The 20,781-nt window shown below is 41.5% G+C and carries 17 protein-coding genes; 2 read left to right on the top strand and 15 right to left on the bottom strand.

What is annotated here, in order from left to right; all coding sequences use genetic code 11:
* Positions 1-44: 44 nt before the first annotated feature.
* The 8 genes from SFRI_RS07270 to SFRI_RS07235 form a co-directional block, all read right to left on the bottom strand.
* A complete protein-coding gene (locus SFRI_RS07270; RefSeq protein WP_011636891.1) occupies positions 45-2,378 on the bottom strand; it encodes an EAL domain-containing protein in 2,334 nt (777 codons plus the stop codon).
* Between the two features lie 2 nt (positions 2,379-2,380).
* Positions 2,381-3,139, bottom strand: a complete 759-nt coding sequence (locus SFRI_RS07265; RefSeq protein ID WP_425271579.1) for a cupredoxin domain-containing protein — start codon at positions 3,137-3,139, stop codon at positions 2,381-2,383.
* Between the two features lie 174 nt (positions 3,140-3,313).
* Complete coding sequence (locus tag SFRI_RS07260; RefSeq protein WP_011636889.1) at positions 3,314-4,759, bottom strand: methyl-accepting chemotaxis protein; 1,446 nt, start codon at positions 4,757-4,759, stop codon at positions 3,314-3,316.
* A gap of 237 nt (positions 4,760-4,996) precedes the next feature.
* Positions 4,997-7,240, bottom strand: coding sequence for a xanthine dehydrogenase family protein molybdopterin-binding subunit (locus tag SFRI_RS07255; RefSeq protein WP_011636888.1), 2,244 nt, complete (start codon positions 7,238-7,240; stop codon positions 4,997-4,999).
* A gap of 2 nt (positions 7,241-7,242) precedes the next feature.
* On the bottom strand, positions 7,243-7,695 hold the full coding sequence (locus SFRI_RS07250) for a (2Fe-2S)-binding protein (RefSeq protein WP_011636887.1): 453 nt from the start codon (positions 7,693-7,695) through the stop codon (positions 7,243-7,245).
* A gap of 2 nt (positions 7,696-7,697) precedes the next feature.
* Positions 7,698-8,306, bottom strand: coding sequence for a nucleotidyltransferase family protein (locus SFRI_RS07245; protein WP_011636886.1), 609 nt, complete (start codon positions 8,304-8,306; stop codon positions 7,698-7,700).
* A 13-nt stretch (positions 8,307-8,319) separates the two neighbouring features.
* Positions 8,320-9,336 carry an XdhC family protein gene (locus SFRI_RS07240; RefSeq protein ID WP_011636885.1) on the bottom strand — a complete coding sequence of 339 codons (1,017 nt, stop codon included), beginning with the start codon at positions 9,334-9,336 and terminating at the stop codon, positions 8,320-8,322.
* 123 nt (positions 9,337-9,459) lie between these two features.
* Positions 9,460-10,104 carry an MBL fold metallo-hydrolase gene (locus SFRI_RS07235; RefSeq protein WP_011636884.1) on the bottom strand — a complete coding sequence of 215 codons (645 nt, stop codon included), beginning with the start codon at positions 10,102-10,104 and terminating at the stop codon, positions 9,460-9,462.
* Positions 10,105-10,285: 181 nt separating this feature from the next.
* Here SFRI_RS07235 and SFRI_RS07230 point away from each other — a divergent pair, with 181 nt between their 5' ends.
* Complete coding sequence (locus tag SFRI_RS07230; protein ID WP_041413493.1) at positions 10,286-11,575, top strand: alpha/beta fold hydrolase; 1,290 nt, start codon at positions 10,286-10,288, stop codon at positions 11,573-11,575.
* A 118-nt stretch (positions 11,576-11,693) separates the two neighbouring features.
* On the opposite strand, the gene SFRI_RS07225 is transcribed toward SFRI_RS07230, so the two are convergent.
* From SFRI_RS07225 to SFRI_RS07205, 5 genes are all read right to left on the bottom strand, one after another.
* Positions 11,694-12,350 (bottom strand): nitroreductase family protein, encoded by a 657-nt coding sequence (locus tag SFRI_RS07225; protein WP_011636882.1) that lies wholly within the window; start codon positions 12,348-12,350, stop codon positions 11,694-11,696.
* A 282-nt stretch (positions 12,351-12,632) separates the two neighbouring features.
* Positions 12,633-13,178: a thioredoxin family protein gene (locus SFRI_RS07220; protein WP_011636881.1), complete on the bottom strand. Its 546-nt coding sequence runs from the start codon at positions 13,176-13,178 to the stop codon at positions 12,633-12,635.
* Positions 13,179-13,400: 222 nt separating this feature from the next.
* Positions 13,401-14,870 carry an ATP-binding cassette domain-containing protein gene (locus SFRI_RS07215; protein WP_011636880.1) on the bottom strand — a complete coding sequence of 490 codons (1,470 nt, stop codon included), beginning with the start codon at positions 14,868-14,870 and terminating at the stop codon, positions 13,401-13,403.
* A gap of 138 nt (positions 14,871-15,008) precedes the next feature.
* On the bottom strand, positions 15,009-15,299 hold the full coding sequence (locus SFRI_RS07210) for a putative quinol monooxygenase (protein ID WP_011636879.1): 291 nt from the start codon (positions 15,297-15,299) through the stop codon (positions 15,009-15,011).
* Between the two features lie 60 nt (positions 15,300-15,359).
* On the bottom strand, positions 15,360-16,385 hold the full coding sequence (locus SFRI_RS07205; protein ID WP_011636878.1) for a zinc-binding alcohol dehydrogenase family protein: 1,026 nt from the start codon (positions 16,383-16,385) through the stop codon (positions 15,360-15,362).
* Between the two features lie 122 nt (positions 16,386-16,507).
* On the opposite strand from SFRI_RS07205, the gene SFRI_RS07200 reads away from it, so the two are divergent.
* Positions 16,508-17,443, top strand: coding sequence for a LysR family transcriptional regulator (locus tag SFRI_RS07200; protein WP_011636877.1), 936 nt, complete (start codon positions 16,508-16,510; stop codon positions 17,441-17,443).
* Positions 17,444-18,046: 603 nt separating this feature from the next.
* Here the strand turns inward: SFRI_RS07200 and msrA are convergent.
* Together msrA and SFRI_RS07190 are read right to left on the bottom strand one after the other, a co-directional pair.
* Positions 18,047-18,640 (bottom strand): peptide-methionine (S)-S-oxide reductase MsrA, encoded by a 594-nt coding sequence (msrA, locus tag SFRI_RS07195; protein ID WP_011636875.1) that lies wholly within the window; start codon positions 18,638-18,640, stop codon positions 18,047-18,049.
* 168 nt (positions 18,641-18,808) lie between these two features.
* The gene (locus SFRI_RS07190) at positions 18,809-20,770 is read right to left on the bottom strand and encodes a DNA topoisomerase III (RefSeq protein WP_011636874.1); all 1,962 of its coding nucleotides are present in this window, start codon (positions 20,768-20,770) and stop codon (positions 18,809-18,811) included.
* Positions 20,771-20,781: the final 11 nt, after the last annotated feature.

Genomic DNA, 20,781 nt, shown 5'->3' with positions numbered 1-20,781 from the left:
GCAACACACTATCCTTGTAAGTAAGCCGCAAATAATCAATTCTCCTACAGGTAATCAGATTGCCCTAACCAGTCATTAAACTGCTGCTCAGGCAATGGACGCGACAAGTAAAAGCCTTGGCCCATTTCACAATTAAGTTTGGTTAACCATTCTAAAGTAGCCTTGTCTTCTATGCCTTCGGCAACCACTTTAAGGCCCAAATTATGAGCTAATTGTAGCGTCGATTGCACTATAATTTGGTCAGCTTCATTTTCCAGCAACTTTTGCACAAATGACTTATCAATTTTAAGTTCATCGACTGGCAGTTGTTTCAATTGCGCCAATGAAGAATAGCCTGTGCCATAGTCATCTATTGATAACGTCAGTCCATTTTTACGCAGTAAGGTAAGCTGCTTTACCGCAAGTTCAGGATCTGACACTACCGCATCTTCAGTTATTTCTAATGTCATCGCCGCAACCGGAACATTATGCTCAGCGAGAGCATTAATAACCCAGTGACAAAATTGTTCATCTTTTAAATTTTCAGCCGAAATATTTACCGCTATACACATATTAATACCCAGTAATTGCCAACGATGATATTGATCCATCGCTTCAGTAATCACCCAACGAGTTAATGCATCCATTTGCATGGTTTTCTCGGCGATAGGGATAAACGTATCAGGTGGAATAATGCCTCTAGCAGGATGATTCCAACGAACGAGTGCCTCTACATGGGTAATTTTTTGTTTAGCTAAGTTTAATTTGGGTTGGTAATACAACACTAACTGATTTTGCTCGATAGCCACTTTAAGTTCATTAATGAGCTGAAAACGTTCAATACTATTTTTATCGATATTGGCGTCGTAGATTTGATAGTCACGCTTATTTATTTTAGCATGCTGCAGAGCGGTATCTGCTTGTCTTAGCAGGGTAACAATATCTACGTTTGGCTGATAAAAACTGACACCAGCAGTAAACTGCAAATGTAACATTACATCTTGATAACGATAATCCTGACCAATTTGATTTTGGAGCTTTTTGAGAAGCACATCAAACGATTGGTGCTCACAATGTTTAAATGCTAAAACGAATTCATCACCCGACAATCGATAAGCTAAGGCATCGGGATTTACCTCACATAAACGCTTAGCCACTTCTTTAATCACCTCATCGCCTACAGCATGACCTAACGTGACATTAATTTCAGTCATGCGGCGAATATTAATTAAACACAGCCCCATCGTTGACCCCGCGACTAACCAAGGTTCAATCGTGCGCTGTAATTCATTACGATTACCTAAATTGGTTAATGGGTCATGATAAGCTTGATGAGCAATGGCTTTTTCTCGTTGTAAAATAGCTTGCTGCATTGAGGTAAATTCAGTGGCTAATTGTTGTAGCTCAATACTGGAATCGACACTCACACTGGAGTCATAATTACCTTGTGCGATAAAACGTGCTTGGGCTATTAATTGTGTGATCGGCCGAGTGATACTGCCCGATATCCAAAACGCCAACAACAATGACACCGGTAACATCATAACTAACACCGCGACCTGTTGTAACCACTGTGATTCTATTGAAGCCAACAAATCAGAGCGGGATTTATACATATAGGCATGTAAAGACTGGCCATCAACTTCACCTAAAAATTGCTTCCACAGAATATAATCGTGGTTGGTTTTCTCTTCGATGATATAACGCGATAATAGTGAGGTTTCATCGTCTGGCAACGACAGACCAGAATGGCCAACCGCAATGACATTATTTTCGGTTGTTAACATAAAACCGCTGTTTAAGCCAGTGAGCTTCTGCAACGAATTAGCTAAGGTATCATCGATAAGAAACCCAAAACCCACCCAACCGATAACGCTATTACCGCCACTAGTGAGTGGTGAAAACTTAATTTGATACAGTTTATTATCTAATAAATAAAATGGGCTCAGTGTTTCAAACTCGGAACCTAACTTGTATCGAAACACTTCATTCTGTTCAGAGCCCAAAACAACGGCTTCACGACCTAATTCACCTTGCGAGGCCACCAGCTGGCCAATAACGTTACCTTCGGCAGACACAGCCATGGCTAAAGATGCATTAATCCGACTGCGATGATTATTTAATGCCACCAGAAAACTACGGTTATCACCATCAATAAAAATATCTTTTAAGCCAAAGTCCTTTGCGGCCGTCGCGGCAAATGCTGCCAAATAATAGTTTCGGTTATCGTATTGCGACTCGAAAACTAAGCTCGCTACTTCAAGTTGATTGGCCACATACTGTTGCTCTAACCTTTGATTAGCTTGGTATGTTAACCAAAAAGACAAACTCAATACGGTAATGATTAATAATACAAAAAAAGCAAAAATCCGTGTTTGCAGCCGATTAAAAAATAGCAATACTAGTATCCTTCTAAAAATTCAAATTCATCTAAACTTTGCTGGCTGGGGATACTATCAAAATCAGCCTGCAGTGTAATAGTCATAGTGTTATCACTGGGAAAATGAACAGGTTTCACTTGCTGATTATCAGGCATTTTTAACTGTGGATGCCACACAACCAGCTTAAAGTCATCTGCCGGTAAATGCTCAAATGTCACTATCCCTTGTAAATTGGTCACAGCATAAAATGGGGTGTCGACCACCAATAAATGCCCCGACATCCAGTCATGCACATTACAGCCCATAGACACATGCCCTGTTTGCTCAAATCTCAATATTTGCTGTTGTTGCTGATGACGAAGTTTGAATGAAAAACGCTTAGGCCCTAGTGCTGAAAAAATATGATGAGTAATATCATCTTCATTGACAAAAGCCACATCATTGCCTTTTTGTACAACGGTAATATAAGGAGAGAATTGCTTATCTTTTTGATGAACTTCAGCTTTACTAGGAGCAACTGTGGTAACAATATTGGCAGGAGCGCTTGGGAGTAAATACACCACCATGTTTTGTGCTGGTTGGCCCTGAGCGTTTAGCACCATAATGCTTTGAGGTGCCGCGTTCACGGCAGAGATGCCAAATAATATACCGCTTAAGGTCAGCACTATAGCAACGCGCGTAGAGGTAATGATAATTGATACTCCTGATGATGTTTGCTTAATGACACAATAAAGCACCGAAATAAGGTGGCGATAACAAACATGCACCATGCTATTCACAGATATCTAATCGTGTAATGTTACTAATTTAAGTGGTGTTAGACGGTTAATTCGAGTCCGTACACTCAAACCACCACTTAACAACTTAGTAACAGACCAGATACCTTAGTACTTTATTTCAAGCTAATCAAAAATATATCAACGATCTCCTCTTTATTGATAAAGTCGTAAGCGCTAGATTCTATATTGACTTAAAATCGCCGCTAAACCTTTAGATGATTGATTCAAATCTTTAGCTAATACACCAGCTTGTTTGGAAGTACTGCGAATCGTTTCCGATTGATGACGAATTTGATTAAGTTGTGAGGCTATATCCCTTGCAGACATGCTTTGTTGTTCCGCGGATGCTGCTATTTGGCTGCTCATATCGAACACCGCATTAATAGACTCTGCCATATGAGTAATATCATCACCCACCGCTTTGATACTCGCACTCCCTTGGTCTGCTTCAGTAACAATCACATTGGTAATACCGGTCAGCTTTTTAGAGCCTTGTTGCAACCCTTCAATCATTTTTTGAATTTCTACGGTGGCTTTTTGGGTACGCCCCGCAAGGGTACGCACTTCGTCCGCCACGACAGCAAAACCACGACCTTGCTCACCGGCACGTGCCGCTTCAATGGCGGCATTTAATGCCAATAAATTGGTTTGTTCAGAAATACTATCAATGGTGGTAACGGCATCATTAATTTGGGTAGCATCACGAGAAAGTTGCTCTACTGATGAAAATGCTTCTGCAATACGCTCAGATAGGTAACTAATACGTTTAACCGCATCGTTAATCTTACTTTGACTTTGCTCTATTTGCGTTGCATTTTGCTTAGTATTTAATGACGTATCACTTGCGTGATGTGACACATCGGCTATAGCCGCGGTCATTTGATCCATGGCATGCGCCACTGAGTCTAAAAAGTGATGTTGTTGATCTATCAGTTCGTCATTGGTACTGGCTTGATGATTAAACTCGTTGCCAGCAACAGCCAAGGTTTCAGCATTGCTACGGATAGCACCAACCATTTCACTCATGTTGTCAGCACAACGATCAATGTCTTTGGCGATTAAACTGAAATCATCAGTACCAAAAAAGTTAAGTCTAAAGGTTAAGTCACCGTCAGCGAGGCGTTTAATGGCCATGTACATTTCCCATAACCCGCCGCCTAATGACGTAGAAATCCAATAACTTAATTGAAATAGTGGCAATAATCCCACCAGCGCAATGATGAGCATAAATTGGGCATTGCCAATCGCGTCTTGTTCCCACTGCTGGACATTTTGGCTTTGAGTTAAATATTGATTACCCACATTGGCAGATGCTGTCACTATATCGCCACTGCGAGTACTCTCATCCCTTGCAGACACTTGCAGTTGGTTATCGGCAGCAAATTGTTGAAGCTCGGCGTTTTGTAATCCTTGACTGTTTGCCACTGAGGCAACACTTTGCACACGAGTGCTCACTCGGTCTAAAGATGATTGAGTAATTAAATCATTAGCTTGTTGGAAATTCAATATCGCGATAATACTTGTAATCGCGGCGACCATTGAACAAACAATCCAAAACTTACCATTAAGGCTGAACTTAATCATAATGGCATCAATTTTTCTAAACTGGATTTGCTTCATTTTTCAGCTTCCTGCGATAATTTATCGCTATAAAAAACAATTATTGAATATGGCGAGCATCAATATGCTCTGGGTTTATGACAAAAGATATAGAGAGTATAGACAAGCCTGACGGTTCATATGAAAACTGCATCTCAAATTCATAAAAATGCCTAAGTGCGAATACATTTAGGCATTTGACTTAATTATTATCGACTTAAGTGAGTAAAACTTAAGTGCTCTCTCTCACGAAAATGGCTAGACCGATACAAACTTATTGAGCGGTAAATCACGGTATCGAATTCCGGTTGCAGCAAAAATCGCATTGGTTAAACTCGGCGCCACAGGAGGTACCCCAGGTTCACCTACACCAGCAGGTTTAGCGGTTGACGCAATAATATGAGTTTCAATTTCTGGGCATTGAGGTAAACGCAATAAAGGATAATCATGGAAATTAGACTGCACGACTTTACCGCCTTTAAAGCTTATGTCTCCCATCATAGCTAAACTCAAACCAAAAATAATCGCACCTTCAAGCTGCGACTTAACACGGTCAGGGTTTACTACAGTCCCTGCATCCATTACCGCAATAGACTTAATCACTTTAAGTTTGTTATCAACCACTTCAACTAATGTCGCAACGGCAACGTAGCTCACAAAGCTGCGATGCACTGCCATACCCCAACCTTGGTTTTTACCCGCTTTAGGGGCTTTAGCTAATGCAGCTTCTAATGTATCGAGCACCTTGAGATAACGGCCCACATCAACAGGATGATCAGCTAGCTCTTCACCATAGTTACCGTATTTGAAACCTTGGTTTTCAAAGTTTTCCATCCGTGGTTTACCCAGTAATTCACGCCACATTTGTACACATGGCTTATTGGTTTTTACTGCCAGTTCGTCAACAAAGCTACCAATACCAAAGGCATGTTGAATGTTACATACCGAGCGCATCCAACCGATACGGGTATGTGCTTTAGCCTTAACTGACTCGAGTTGAATGCTTTCAAGGGCTAACGGCACGTCGCTAAAGCCTAAATCTAATTCACCATCAGAAGGATATTCAACACCTTCTGCAAAGGTTGAGCTGATTGAAGGGAACCCTGTTCTGGCTAGCAACGCTGTAGGCATGCTGTTGCCATCAACTTTAGCCTGATACATTTGCGCACTAATGGCATGGTAATAGCCATTTTGAATCTCATCTTCTCGGCTCCAACATACCTTGACAGGCTTATTAAGCTTTTGCGACAAAATAGCGGCTTCAACACTAAAATCTGGTTTTGATTTACGACCAAAACCACCGCCTAATAAGGTGACATTGACTTTGACTTGCTCTTCTTTAAGCCCTAATGCACCTGCAACATTTTGTTGGGTACTTTGCGGCGTTTGGCTTGATGCCCACAACTCACAGCCATCTGCGGTCACATTTGCTGTCGCCACTGGTGGTTCCATCATCGCATGAGTAAGATAAGGAACCGTATAAACGGCACTCAAGGTGTGTTCTGCTGGCCAGTCCGTTACTGAAGTGCCCAACTGACGGATCACTTTACCTGGCAGCTTAACGCGCTCAACCAAACCTTTAAGATACACATCAGAGTCATGACTGTCGTTTACTGACTCTGACCATGTAATCGCTAATGCTTTACGGGCTTCAATGGCACTCCAGCTGTTGGTGGCAATAACCGCTACGCCGCCTAGAGCCTGAAATAACGGCGCACCTTTTGGTACTGGTAAGGTAATAATATCGACCACACCAGCAATTTTACGAGCTTTAGCATCATCAACGCTAACCACATCACTGCCTAACACTGGCGGGCGAGTGATACTGGCATACAACATTCCATCAAGCTTAATGTCATATCCGTATATTGCTTTGCCCGTTAGCATCGCATCCATATCGACAATAGTATGAGACTTGCCAATATGAACAAATTCGCTTTCAGGCTTTAACGTAACCTTGTCCAGCTCTGGCATAGTCAGTTTTGATGCCGCTAATGCAAGCTCACCATAAGATAAGCTTTTATTACTGCCTTTATGGTGTACTTTGTGCGCCTTGGCATATACCTCAGTAACGGGTACTTTCCATTTATCAGCAGCGGCTTGTTCAAGCATGGTACGTGCTGTTGCGCCCATTTGACGCATACGATGATAATGCTTACGGATACTGCGGCTACCATCGGTGTTTTGGCTACCATAGCGTTTATCAGCTAGCCCCTGCACTACTACAACTTTATCCCAGTCGGCTTCTAATTCATCGGCTAAGACTTGCGGAATACCGGTGCGAATACCTTGGCCCATTTCTGAACGATGGCAGGTTAAATACACTTTGTTGTCTTCACCGATGGCGACAAATAAATTCATCAATGCCTGTTTGTCTTGTGCCAGTGCCATTGGGCTCCACACTAAACTAGTACCACCAAGGGCTAAACCACCGCCCACAGCGCCAAAGAGTTTAAGCACGTTACGGCGACTAATGTTTTCAACTGCGGTAAATGTCGTCATGATTACGCCTCCGAAGCTGATTTGATCGCCGCTTTAATACGCGGGTAAGTACCACAACGACAAATATTGCCCGACATTGCATCGTCAATTTGCGTCTCTGTTGGTTTAGTTGTGGTTTTTAATAACGCAGCAGCAGACATTAATTGCCCCGCCTGACAGTAACCACATTGCGGCACATTATGTTCAAGCCAAGCGTCTTTCAATTTTTGCGCTTCAAGACCTTCAATGGTTGTCACTTGTTTGCCCTGTACTTGCTTAAGGCTGGTCAAACAACCACGCATTGGGCTGCCATCAACATGAATAGTACAAGCGCCGCAGAGTCCTGCACCACAACCAAACTTTGTACCTGTGAAACCAAGTATGTCGCGCAAAGCCCATAGCACTGGCATATTAGGATCTGCATCAAGGGTAAAGTCCTTACCGTTGACCATTAATTTTTGTGTTGGGGTTGTCATAATTAATCCTTATTATCTAACCAACGCGCTAAGTCAGCAGGTGTATCAATATCAAATTGCGCTTGTTCCATTGAAATAATGTTCAAGCTATTATTTTTATCATGTTGTTTTAGAATACTTTTAGCACCTTTATCGCCATCGATCGACATTAGCACAGCAAAATCTTTAGCTAAAAATATTGCAGGAACACCCACATCTTGTCGATAAAAAGCACAGCTTGTTAACCCATTTTGCTGATAGCGTTCGATAAGGTGTAAGTAGTCATCAACATCAATGGCGACTTGGTCAGCAAGCACGAGCAACAATGCATCGGCTTGCTGTTCAATAGCGTATTGGCTGGCATGTTTAACGGAGCTGGATAACCCTTGTTGCCAATCAGGGTTAATGATCTGATGGCTTGTTGCGGTTATTGCCATGATCTCGTCATTAAGATGAGCGCCTAACACTACTGCTGGCGCTTTTATTCCTGCGGTGGCTGTCACCTTGTTAAGTGATACGATGCTGCGGGCTAATAAACTTTGATTACCTTTTACTTTAGCGAGCATTTTGGCGCCATGAAATCGGCTACTGGCACCAGCGGCTAAAATAACGGTAATGATATTGGGCTTCATTATTGACCCGCCATTACAACATCACACTATCAAGGCTAGTGAGCTTGCTGTTATACAGCACGCCATGACACTGAGATAAAATACTCAACGCAACAGAGCCTGGCAGTTCACCACCTAACGCTAATCCTGCTGGTGCAGAGAAATAACCGCTAAAGTCTTTCAAACTGAGTTCTGCCATATCCAATACTTTATCGCGCCGATGTACTGGACCTAACAATGATATGTAGGCCAGTGGCAACGGTTGCAATGTTTTTAGCGTTTTAGCATCAATCTGTAAATTATGGCTCATGATAAAAGCCGCATCTAACCCACTGAGTAAATCAGTAGATATTGACGGTGTCGGGTGTTTCATAATGTGGCAGCCCGGAAAATCATAGGTGCGAGCATAAGCAGTACGCTCATCAAATATCGTCACTTTCCAGCCCATGGTTTGTGCCATTTGGGCTATAGGTTTGGCATCTAATCCTCCGCCAAAAATACCAATATGCACCGGCGGGCGCAGTGGAATTTGCAGTAACGTTTTATGTTGCTCAGTCACTTTAAGGGTTTTGGTATTTAGGGTAATAGGTGCTGCGTCACTAGACGCCTCTACAAAGTGGCCAGATATCTGATGGCTTGAAACGCCATCGGCAACAATCTCAAGCTGGTATGTACCACGATCACCACGCATTAAAGCATCATGAACACTCACTAAACCAAGGTAATTGTTCGCTTTATTCAGCGACACCATCATGATATTGACAATACCACCACAGCCCAGCTGATAACTAGTATCAGACTCATCCGTTGCGTCATAGGTTAACTGAATAACTTGCTGAGTTTGAATAGCGCGCTGGGCGTGACGACGTAAATCAGCCTCAAGACAGCCACCACTTAACATCCCCAGGCTTTTACCCATTGGATGAAATAGCATTATGGCGCCAGGTTTGCGGTAAGAAGACCCTTCTACTTGGGTAAGAACGGCAAGTACCCAGTCTTCTTGATAAGAAGGTAACCAGGTATCGAGTAAATCAACGAGGTGTTGAACCATGTTGGTTGTCCATCATTTGTAAACGCATTAGCTTAAGCTAACAGACTGGCTTTACAATGCAAAGAATCAATGGTTTCAACTTATTAATAAATAACCTCAATGACCTGATTACATAACAAATTGTTAATCAAATAACTGATCGGCAACAAAAGGGTTATGTTGTCGCTCGTCGGCGAACGTCGACATTGGTCCATGACCGGGAATAAAACTGACATTGAGCCCTAATGGCCACAATTTGGTGGTAATAGAGTGAAGTAAGTCTTGATGATTGGATTGGGGAAAATCAGTACGACCAATTGAGCCTCTAAAAAGCACATCACCGACCCAAGCTAAATTAGCTATTTTATCATAAAAAACAATGTGTCCTGGTGTATGCCCTGGGCAATGTAACACCTGTAAATGCTGCTCACCTACACTAACCTCATCACCTTCATTTAGGTACTGGGTTGGTTCAAAAGCTTCAGTGCGTGGAAAACCAAAGTTTTGACTTTGTTTAACTAAGTTTTCTAACCAAAACTTATCCGCTATGTGCGGACCAATAATCGGCACTGCTAATTTTTTGGCTAATTCAGCTGCACCACCGACATGATCAATATGACCATGGGTTAATAATATTTTTTCAACATTTACTCCTAACTTAGCCACCTCAGCTAAAATCCGGTCAATGTTGCCACCAGGATCAACAACCGCAGCCTTTAAGGTTTTTTCACACCAAATAACACTACAATTTTGCTGAAAAGGCGTTACGGGGATGATTTGATACTTCATTGGCAACCTCGTCTTATGATCATTTGTTTATTATCACTAATTTTAACTAGGCAGCGTTGATCTAGATACCTTTTTAATGTGATATCCATCAAGTTACTGATTACTGATGTACAATATGGTTTATAAAATAGCGTTATTACCGCTGGCAATATACATTAATTCTGACTCAGCAGGCCTTATTATGCACATTGAACTCACCTTATCAGACATCGTCGCCCGTAAACATTTTTTCTCTGTGCCATTAGACTATCAACAAAGTCCAAGTAAACAGATTACGGCTTTCGCACGGGAAATTGTCAGTGTCGAAAATCAACATAAAAAACTACCCTACTTAGTGTTTTTTCAAGGTGGACCGGGTTTTGGCGCAGTAAGACCTGTGAGCAATAGTGGCTGGATAAAACGCGCGTTAACTGAATATAGAGTGTTATTACTCGACCAACGAGGCACCGGACTATCAAGCCCGGTTAATGCCACCAGCTTAAGTTACATGAGTTCAACGGACCAAGCGGACTACCTAAGCTTTTTCCGTGCAGACAATATTGTTCGAGATGCAGAGTATATTCGCGCAAAATTATCGCCAGATGAACCTTGGAGTATTTTAGGCCAAAGTTTTGGTGGATTTTGTGTATTGCATTATTTATCTGCTGCACCAGAAGGCCTAAAAGAGGCATACATTACCGGTGGTATTCCTTCACTAGACCGCCCTGCTGAAGAGGTTTACCAAGCCACTTATCAACGTGTCATCGCTAAAAACAATGACTTTTTCAAGCGCTTTAGTGATGCACGCACCTTAGTCGATGACTTAGCCAAATACCTTTACGAAAACAAAGTCTACTTAGCAACTGGTGAGCAACTCACGGTTGAAATGTTGCAGTTACTAGGCATTAATATCGGTATGGAACAAGGCCCAGAAGCGGTTTACTATCTGCTTGAGCAAGCGTTAATTGAAACACCGCATGGTATCGACGTTAATCCACTGTTTCTACATCAGTTCAGTCAATTTCTCGACTACAACACCAACCCTATTTTTGCATTAATGCATGAGTCTATTTATTGTCAGCAACAAGCATCAGCTTGGGCGGCACACAGAATACGAGCACAATACAGCCAATTTAACTATCGCCCTGACAAACCATTATTGTTCACTGGCGAAATGGTCTATCCGTGGATGTTTGCCCAATTTGAACAACTCATTCCACTGCAACAAGCCGCTGAGCTTATCGCAGCGAAAAAAGACTGGCCTGTGTTATATGACCTAGAAAAACTGGCTAATAATAAAGTCCCGGTTGCAGCCGCAATATACAGCGAAGATATGTATGTCGAAATGCAATACAGTTTAGAAACCACAAAAAAAGTGGCGAACCTTAAGTATTGGCTCACATCAGAATATGAGCACAATGGCATTCGTATGGACGGCGAACGCGTACTCGATAAATTGATAAGCCTCAATCGCGGCCACTGTTTACGCTAGTGACTCAATACTCGTAAACGTGTTCAGCTTTTGGCTTCAATAACATAAAAAAGGGGCATAAGATTACTCTTATACCCCTTTTTTATTAACATCAGCCGCGTAAATAGCGACTCATTAATTATAAAACCTGTAACACTTGATCAATGTTTAAACGAGATTTTGGTAACTTGGCGTTGTAGTCTTCATCTGAATGATGATAACCAAATGCTAATGCAACTTCACACACATAACCGTCCAGCTCTTTAGCAAATATTTGACCTAGCATTTCACTATCAACACCTTCCATTGGCGTAGAGTCGATACCAAGGCGCGCTAGCGTATGCATAGTGTTACCTAATGCTAAATAGGTTTGTGACTTAGTCCAAGCCGCATTGTTACCCGCTTCATCAGTGTTTAAATCAACAAATGCGTATCCACCAAATGCACTTTCGCGATCTTCAGGCTTAGTACGGCCATCGATAATGCCTTGATCAACCACTTTGGCATAGTCTTCGCGGGTATACTTAGGGTTATATGCAAACAATATAGTATGTGAAGCCGTTTTAGCATGCGGTTGATTAAACTGAAACTTATTAGCATAAGAGTCATGTAAACGTTGCTTGGCTTCATCACTTTCAATCACGATAAATTTCCATGGTTGAGAGTTAATTGATGACGGCGATAACACCATAGCGTCATAAATCACGGCTAAATCTTCTTTAGGCACGCGTTTAGTCGCATCATAGCGTTTGGCAGTGTAACGTTTTTCTAAATCAGCAATAATGGCATTGGTCATGTGATATCTCGATTTTAACAATGATTAAAAGGACTGGCAGTTAACGACATTGATTAACGCTGGTGATTAATATCATCGATTAACTAACCTTGTTAGTCACAACCATTGGTCGTAAATAACATCTGAAATTCAAACTAAACACAAAAAATAAAATAATAATTAACAATAAATACAATTGGTTAACACCGTAACTTACTCAACACTCTGTTTACCCTGTTATGGTGTTTAAAAACAATTTTTCAAGGTTTATAGCGCACTAAATTTATAGCCAACTGAACGGGCTTATCGCCATTTAATAGAGCAACCCATGCTGGCAGTTTGCTGTTTAGGCCCTTTGCCTATTGCAGCAATCATTTGCATGGCTTGTAGTAGCTCAGGTTCTCTGTTCGGCGCATCTTGCAAACGCGCATCATCTAATCGGCCACGATATTGCAATTCACCGAGATAATTAAAACCAAAAAAGTCAGGAGTGCACACAGCACCATATTGCTTAGCCACTTGCTGATCTTCGTCCACTAAATAAGCAAATTCAAAACCATGTTGCTTGGCAAAACTCAGCATATTTTTTGGCGAGTCAGCCTCAACATCATGATAATCATTAGACATGACCGCTAACACATTGATGCCTTCAGCCATTAATTGCTTTGTATCCGCAGCTAAACGCGTCGCAATGGCTTTAACATAAGGACAATGATTACAAATAAACATAATCAATAAGCCCTTTTCTCCTAAGTGATCACTCATGGTAAAAGCATTACCATTGGCATCTTTCAATGTGAAATCAGGGGCTTTCCAGCCATAATCGCAAATGGGTGTATCAAGTAGCATCAGTATCCTTTAGCGTGTTGCTGTATGTCTATAGCCCTATTACAGCTCAATTCACTCAATATTCAAGGCTATCTGCGTTAATGTGGTTATGATATACAAAAGTTTAATCGCCATATACAGCATAATAATTGAAACATTATCAATTATTATTAGAAAATAAACTCACAAACAAAAATAGCCAACCTAAGTTAGCTATTAAGAAACTCTTTTAACAAGACGGTATTACCCCTGAGAAACCACCGCCCGATAACCATCTTGATTTTCATCTTTCACAAATTCAATATAGTGCTGAATACTGTCTAGGCTATCTTCTTGATAATGCGAGACATACAACAATTGACTTAAGTGTTCTTTGGCAATGAGTTCAAGGGCATTTTTAATCAGTCGGCGTCCCAAATAATCCAAACCTTGATAAGGCTCATCGAGGATCAATAAAGTGGGTTGTTTCACAATGGCGCGAGCGATGAGTAATAAACGTTGCTGGCCATATTCTAATTGTCGAAAAGCGGTTTTACTTAAATGGCCCATGTGTAAAATGGCCAACCATTCTGTAGCGACAGATATTTGCTGTGCCGTCGGTTTTTGGTACAAACCAATAGAATCATAAAAGCCAGAAACAATCACATCCAGTGCGCTACAGTTAACCCGATATTGCAGATGTAATGCCGAAGACACCATACCGATGTGTTTTTTAATTTCCCAAATACTTTCGCCAGAACCTCTTTTGTTACCAAAAATATCAATATCATTACTGTAACATTGTGGATGGTCACCAAAAATAAGCCCCAGTAAAGTACTCTTACCGCAGCCATTAGGCCCTTTTACTTGCCAATGCACACCATTATCGATACGCCAGTTAACACCCGAAAAAATCACTTTATCGCTGTAAGCCACTCGTCCATTGTTTAACTGAAATACCGGGTTAGCAAATAATGGCTTGTGTCTGTGACGACGAATAAGCGCCAATATATCATCACTTTGTTGACCCGCTTGCGCCGTTAACTGGGCAATAACAGGATGGTTATCCCACTGTGATTTGGTCATCATAGTGTCTAATTTACCATGACTAAACATAGCAACATGTTCAATCCAATCTGGCATATCTTCTTCACGCGACACCACGACCAGTATCTGTTTGGTTTGAGATAATTGTTGTAAATATTCTGTGAGAGTCTGTCTGTGCGCAACATCAAGACCTGCATAAGGTTCGTCGAGCACTAAAAAAGGCACTTGAGTTGCTACTGCACGAGCAAGCATTACTCTGCGGCCTTCACCGGTAGACAATTGAGCAAAAGGACTTAAGCTTAAATGCGTTAAATCTAATTGTTGCAGCAATTGATGGGTTAAGTCATTGTCATGGCATTGATTAAAAACAACCCCAAACACGGTCGTTTTAGGATCGGTATATCCCAGTGATTCGCTGTCATCTTGCTCTAAAATAGCTTCAAGCAGTGATTGCTGTTCAAGCAATGACACTAATGCCACACTTGCTGGCGTGACACCGATAATATCGCCACTGTAAGTTAAGGTTTGCGCATCAATTTGCTGAGTTAATAACTGGCCAAGCAATGCACCTACATCACCTTCGGTGCTAAATACCCCCCAAGATTGTTGAGGCTCAATAACCCAATCATTAATGTCGACAGTGACACTCGATGAACTGCACTGCAACTGCGTAAGTCTGATTTTCATCTTGTCACTTATCCTTGTATTTAAAGCGATTCATCACTTGAGTGTCTCATAAGATACTAAAAAAAATCGACAAAAAAGCAGAACATTTTATGTTCTGCTTTTGGATGTCACTCAATTGAATCGCCAACTTACATAAAACTAGCCGATAACGGTCATTTCATTCAACGTAAATTCATCAACTGCACCTTGAGTTGCAGCCACAAAATCGGCTAAATGCTGATTTTCCATATGCACACGCCATAATTCACGGGTCTGCCAAGTCTCATAAAACATAAAGTGGGCAGAGTTTTCATTGTCTCGGTGTAAATCATAACTAATACACCCTTCTTCAGCACGAGTGACTTCAATCAGCTTCACCAACTCAGTTTTTACTAACTCAATGTTGTCCGCTTTAGCTTTAATGTTGGCTACAATAGTTAAATGTGACATGTTTATTCCTGTTCGATAATATAAGTTTTAACGTGATTAATAATACAATAAAGCTATTAATTAAAATCCTTCTAACACAATTTTACCAATTGCACGGCCGGCTTCTAACGCCTCATGTGCAGCACGAAGATTTGCAGCATTAATCGCGCCCATGTGCTGGCCTAACGTGGTTTGAATAAAACCTTGGTCAACAAGATCCGCTACTCGGTTAAGTAAATGTCCCTGCTCATCCATATCGACTGCGTTAAACATCGAACGAGCAAACATAAACTCCCAATGTAATGACAAGCTTTTTAGCTTCAATTTAGTCACATCAAGTGCAACTGGATCGTCAATCATAGCAATCTTACCAAACGGTGCTAATAACTCAGTGTAACTGTCAAAATAAGTATCGGTGCTGTTTAGGCTCGCAACGTGAGTCACTGGGCCAATGTTTAATGCCGCTATTTGTGCAGCAAGCGGTTTAGTGTGGTCGACAACATAGTCCGCACCCAATTTCTTAACCCACTCACTTGAGCTTGCACGTGATGCCGTACCAATAATGGTTGCACCCGTAATGGCTTTAGCTAATTGTACAAATATAGAACCCACACCACCGGCAGCGCCAACAACCAAAATCACTTCGTTTGATTTCTCTATCGCGCTAGGGCTTTGCTGCTTAATCGATAAATGTTCAAACAACAATTCCCATGCTGTTATTGCCGTTAATGGTAGCGCTGCAGCTTCTGCATTCGACAAACTCTTAGGCTTCATACCCACTAAGCGTTCATCAACTAACTGATATTCAGCGTTACTTCCTGTGCGAGTAATATCACCAGCATAGTACACCACATCACCAGGTTTAAATTGACTTGCCTTGTCACCTGTTGCAATGACTTCGCCAACCGCGTCCCAACCAATCACTTTAACTTCACCATCCGCAGGTGGCATGTTTAAGCGCACTTTATAATCGGCAGGGTTAACTGCAATGGCACTCACTTTAATCAATAAATCACGACCTGTTGCAATTGGTTGATCCAATGTCACATCGATTAATGATTCTGGGTTCGAAATTTCAAGAGACTGTTTATATCCAATAGCTTTCATAAGGTTGTTCCTGTGATATATAAAATAAGGTTGCTCAAACTTGATGAAGCTATATTAGCGCTTGTTTTATCTTTCACAAACAGCATAATGATTGAAACATTATCAATTAAAAATGGATAATCATGTTATTAGAAGACCTTTATGTGGTACTTAAAGTCGCAGAGTTTCGCAGCATTACTGCCGCGGCAACCAATTTAGACATGCGTACAGCCACCGCCAGTGCAGCATTAAAAAGGGTTGAAGCCAGTTTAGGCGTAGAGTTATTTATTCGCACCACCCGGCAACTTCGTTTATCAAGCGCAGGCGAAAAGTACATTCCACAGTGTGAACAAGCGATGTTAATGCTAGAGCAAGCCAAGCAGAACATGAAAGGTGAGCTAGACATTGTTGACGGCGATTTACGTTTAGCCATGTCGTCAGACCTTGGGCGTAATATTGTCATTCCATGGATTGATGACTTTATGGATACTTATCCAAAGGTCAGTATTCGCGCCAATATCAATGACAGTAATCTCGATTTTTACCGCGACTCCGTCGATTTAGCCTTGCGCTATGGTTCGCCAAATGACGCTAATCTTTACGGGTTTAAAATCTGTAATGTCCCCAGATTATTGTGTGCATCTAAAGCTTACCTAGCAAAACATGGTATGCCAAAACACCCACAAGACCTCGCCTCACATAACGGACTGTTATATCAACTCAATGACATTACTTACGATGTATGGGAGTTTTATCGCGGCGATGAGTTATTAAAAATCAAAATGAAAGGCAACCGAATCTCAAATGACGGTGAATTAGTGCATCGCTGGTGTGTATCAGGCAAAGGCATTGGGCTTAAATCTTGCCTTGATATATCAAGTGACTTACTTAACGGTAACGTCGTGCATGTATTACCAGAATACCAAACAAAGCCAACAGAACTGTGGCTCATATTTCCCAGCAGGCAATCGATTACCCCCGCAGCCCGATTACTACGTGACACCTTAAAAGATAAAACCCGCAATATATTGTTGCAGCTAATCGATAAAGGGATCTTAGATAAAAGCGTGTTAGATTGATAAGACTAACGATGACATCTTATTCATCATTATTCCGATAATCTTATTCAATTCTAGCCTACGGCATTAACGTTTTAATGTTCGCTAACTCCTGCGTTGAAGAAGCAAAAGACTATCGCGTCACGACGTGCCAGATGACATAAAACCAAGATAAAAAACCATGAAAAATCGCCCATAAAACAGACTTGTTTACACTCCATGAAATAGCGATAGATAACGCTGTTCCAAAGGTTATTCCATATTTCGCTATTTCATTCCTTGAATCTTTCATTAATCCTATTCCTTGTTTTATTTTATTCCGTATAAAATCATAATTCAATTTGATAGTGATAATACACGGAACTGCGGCAAGCCAGTGTCTAAGCCTGCCTGCGAGCAAAATAATATTTTTGTTATGTTGTTATACGCCAACATAACCCTAAAAATCGATTAATTCAAAAAAGTGCTTTTTCTAAAGCGTTGAACTCTTTTTCACACTCTAACTTTTTTCACACTCACATTCTTTATCACAATCAAATTCTTTGTAACCTTCATACCCCTTTGCTTTTGTATGGGTGATACCTGAAGCGCCAAAATACAAGTAGCGGCTGCCATAAATTAAGCCTAATGTGTCGCTTTATCACCCCAAATTTCATTTAATCTTTTGTCTCTGCCGCAGTTCCAGCGGTAGGCATTGTATCTAATAGGGTTGTTTTTATAGTAATCCTGATGATAACTTTCATCGCCTTTTATAGGATAAAATGTAGACGCATTTAAAATCGGCGTGACCACTTTGCTATTGGGAAACAGCTTTTCTACTTTGCTTTTAGACTGTTGTGCAATTTGTCGTTCGGTGTCGTTTGCCACAAAAATGGCACTTAAATAGCTAGAACCTTTATCGCAAAACTGTCCGCTTGCATCAAAAGGGTCAATGTTGACCCAGTAATGTTCTAACAGCTCTGCATAGCTCACTTTGCTAGGATCGTATGTTATTTCAACCGCTTCAAAATGCCCTCGATGGTTACCGTTATAGATAGGGTCTTTAATGTTTCCGCCAGTAAACCCAGAGATCACATCGGTTACGCCATCAAGTTTCTCAAAATCTGACTCCATACACCAAAAGCAGCCGCCAGCTAAAATGGTTTTATCTGCGGTGGCATTCGATGCATAAGACAATAAACTTACTGCAAATATCGTTAACACTAGTGTGCTTTTCATAACACTCTCCTTTATTTTCCTAGGTTATTAGTATGTTTGTCTCTAAATATCGACTATATGAACTTAATGGTTTAAAAGTTAACTCACATTTACAAAGTTCCTAATTGTGAGTTAACACAGCTATATTCCCGAAATACCTAGACTGTAATGCAAGTAACACTTGCCAATTTAGCTTTTCGCTTTAGCCTTCTTTTTATACGATTTCTTAAAGCTGCGTTTTGGTGCGCTACTGGCAACACCTTGTAATGCTGAGGGTAACTGACTCGATGCTTGAGTGATTAGGCCATCTAACTGGCTCAACAATGGCTGCATAAAGGCATCGTACTTTAAACGTTTTTGGCTGATAGCATCGAGGCTGTTTTCCCATAAGGCGGTCATGTCGGGTGTGGTTGCTGATTCGGGTAAACTGCGGATTAAGCCAACACCGACGGGCGTTGCCAATATTGATTTTCCTTGGCGAACTAAATAACCGCGCTTAAACAGCAATTCAATAATTCCTGCACGAGTGGCCTCTGTACCTAAGCCATCGGTTTCTTTAAGGATTTTTTTAATTTCACTGTTTGTTACGTAACGGCTAATGCCCGTCATCGCGCCTAATAAAGTGGCGTCGGTAAAATGCTTCGGTGCTTGAGTCATTTTCTGTAGTAATTCACCACGCTGACAATGCAATATTTGCCCTTTAACCAGTGGCGGTAACGACAGTACCGCATCATCATTGTCGTCATCGCTGCTAGTTGAATTAGAACTAGCTTGATTTACTGTGGCAGTCCGCTTAAATAATTGCTTCCAACCTAAAGTTTTATCCTGACGTGCTTTAGTGGTAAATAATCCACCGGCAATGGTCACTTCAACTGCGGTTTCTGCATAGATATAAGCGGGATAGAACTGGGCTAAATATTGCCTTGCCACGTGTTGATATAACTTGGCTTCATTGCTTGATAATGTCGATAAGTTAGCCACCTTTTCAGTTGGCACTATCGCATGGTGAGCATCTACCTTACTGTCGTCCCACGCTTTAGATTTAAGTTTGCTATTAGGAGACTCACAACCTTCAATTAAGCCTGAAGCGCCTTTGAGCACGGCATCCAATACTTTTGGTGCCAAAGCATGCTGCTCTTTAGGTAAATAGCGACTGTCTGAGCGCGGATAAGTAATCAATTTGTGGCGCTCATACAAACTTTGGCAAGTATCCAGTACCTCTTTTGCCGATAACCCAAAACGTTTAGCAGCATCTATTTGCAGAGCCGATAAGCTGTAAGGTAATGGTGGGTTTTGGCGCTTATCTTTAGCTTCAATTTTAGTGACTTCCGCAGGTTTATCATTGATACGGGCAACGACATTTTCGGCTAAACCTTTAGCTAACACTCGGCCGTCTTCATCCATATATGGTTGACATGCTTCGCTAGGTTGCCATTTTGCGGTGAATGCTTGTTGTTGGTCTGTCAATAAATGGGCTAATACTTCGTAAAATGCTTTAGGGGTAAAATCAGCGATTTCATCATCGCGGCGTACCACTAACCCGAGTAACGGTGTTTGTACTCGACCAACCGACAACACACCTTGATAGCCGACTTTTCGTCCTTGGATAGTGTAAGCGCGAGTCATGTTCATGCCATATAACCAATCAGCGCGGCTTCGTGCTAATGCCGAGGTCGATAACGGCACAAACTCACGATTTTTGCGTAACTGCCCTAGCGCGCGTTTTACGGCTTGTGGGTTTAAATCACTAATTAATAAGCGCTGAACTTGATTGAGTTTGTCTCCTTTCACACCCAAATAAGAAATCACTTCATCGACCAGCAACTGCCCTTCTCGGTCTGGATCGCCAGCATTAATTATCGATGACGCGTGCTTAACCAGTTTACGTAACACCGTAAGTTGACTGCGTGTTTTAGGTTTTGGCTGTAGTTTCCACGTTTGTGGCACGATGGGAAGATGTTCGAGTTTCCATGACTTAAATGCATCGTCATAGGCGTCCGGTTCTGCTTGTTCGAGCAAATGGCCAATACACCATGACACGCAATCACCATTAGCAGCAGTGATAAAGCCATCACCTTTTTTATGTGGTTTTGGCAGAACATCGGCAATAGCACGACCTAAACTGGGTTTTTCAGCAATATATAAAATCATAATCCACTGTT

The organism is Shewanella frigidimarina NCIMB 400 (assembly GCF_000014705.1).
GTDB classification, from domain to species: domain Bacteria; phylum Pseudomonadota; class Gammaproteobacteria; order Enterobacterales; family Shewanellaceae; genus Shewanella; species Shewanella frigidimarina.
This window is presented reverse-complemented; position numbering and strand designations above follow the sequence as displayed.

What these genes read in the sequence shown, in the direction of transcription:
- SFRI_RS07210 (WP_011636879.1), bottom strand. Translation starts at nt 15,299, where the DNA reads ATGTCACATTTAACTATTGTAGCCAACATTAAAGCTAAAGCGGACAAC.
- SFRI_RS07190 (WP_011636874.1), bottom strand. Translation starts at nt 20,770, where the DNA reads ATGATTTTATATATTGCTGAAAAACCCAGTTTAGGTCGTGCTATTGCC.
- SFRI_RS07225 (WP_011636882.1), bottom strand. Translation starts at nt 12,350, where the DNA reads ATGACCAATGCCATTATTGCTGATTTAGAAAAACGTTACACTGCCAAA.
- SFRI_RS07230 (WP_041413493.1), top strand. Translation starts at nt 10,286, where the DNA reads ATGCACATTGAACTCACCTTATCAGACATCGTCGCCCGTAAACATTTT.
- SFRI_RS07240 (WP_011636885.1), bottom strand. Translation starts at nt 9,336, where the DNA reads ATGGTTCAACACCTCGTTGATTTACTCGATACCTGGTTACCTTCTTAT.
- SFRI_RS07250 (WP_011636887.1), bottom strand. Translation starts at nt 7,695, where the DNA reads ATGACAACCCCAACACAAAAATTAATGGTCAACGGTAAGGACTTTACC.
- msrA (WP_011636875.1), bottom strand. Translation starts at nt 18,640, where the DNA reads ATGAAAAGCACACTAGTGTTAACGATATTTGCAGTAAGTTTATTGTCT.
- SFRI_RS07260 (WP_011636889.1), bottom strand. Translation starts at nt 4,759, where the DNA reads ATGAAGCAAATCCAGTTTAGAAAAATTGATGCCATTATGATTAAGTTC.
- SFRI_RS07200 (WP_011636877.1), top strand. Translation starts at nt 16,508, where the DNA reads ATGTTATTAGAAGACCTTTATGTGGTACTTAAAGTCGCAGAGTTTCGC.
- SFRI_RS07245 (WP_011636886.1), bottom strand. Translation starts at nt 8,306, where the DNA reads ATGAAGCCCAATATCATTACCGTTATTTTAGCCGCTGGTGCCAGTAGC.
- SFRI_RS07205 (WP_011636878.1), bottom strand. Translation starts at nt 16,385, where the DNA reads ATGAAAGCTATTGGATATAAACAGTCTCTTGAAATTTCGAACCCAGAA.
- SFRI_RS07235 (WP_011636884.1), bottom strand. Translation starts at nt 10,104, where the DNA reads ATGAAGTATCAAATCATCCCCGTAACGCCTTTTCAGCAAAATTGTAGT.
- SFRI_RS07220 (WP_011636881.1), bottom strand. Translation starts at nt 13,178, where the DNA reads ATGCTACTTGATACACCCATTTGCGATTATGGCTGGAAAGCCCCTGAT.
- SFRI_RS07255 (WP_011636888.1), bottom strand. Translation starts at nt 7,240, where the DNA reads ATGACGACATTTACCGCAGTTGAAAACATTAGTCGCCGTAACGTGCTT.
- SFRI_RS07215 (WP_011636880.1), bottom strand. Translation starts at nt 14,870, where the DNA reads ATGAAAATCAGACTTACGCAGTTGCAGTGCAGTTCATCGAGTGTCACT.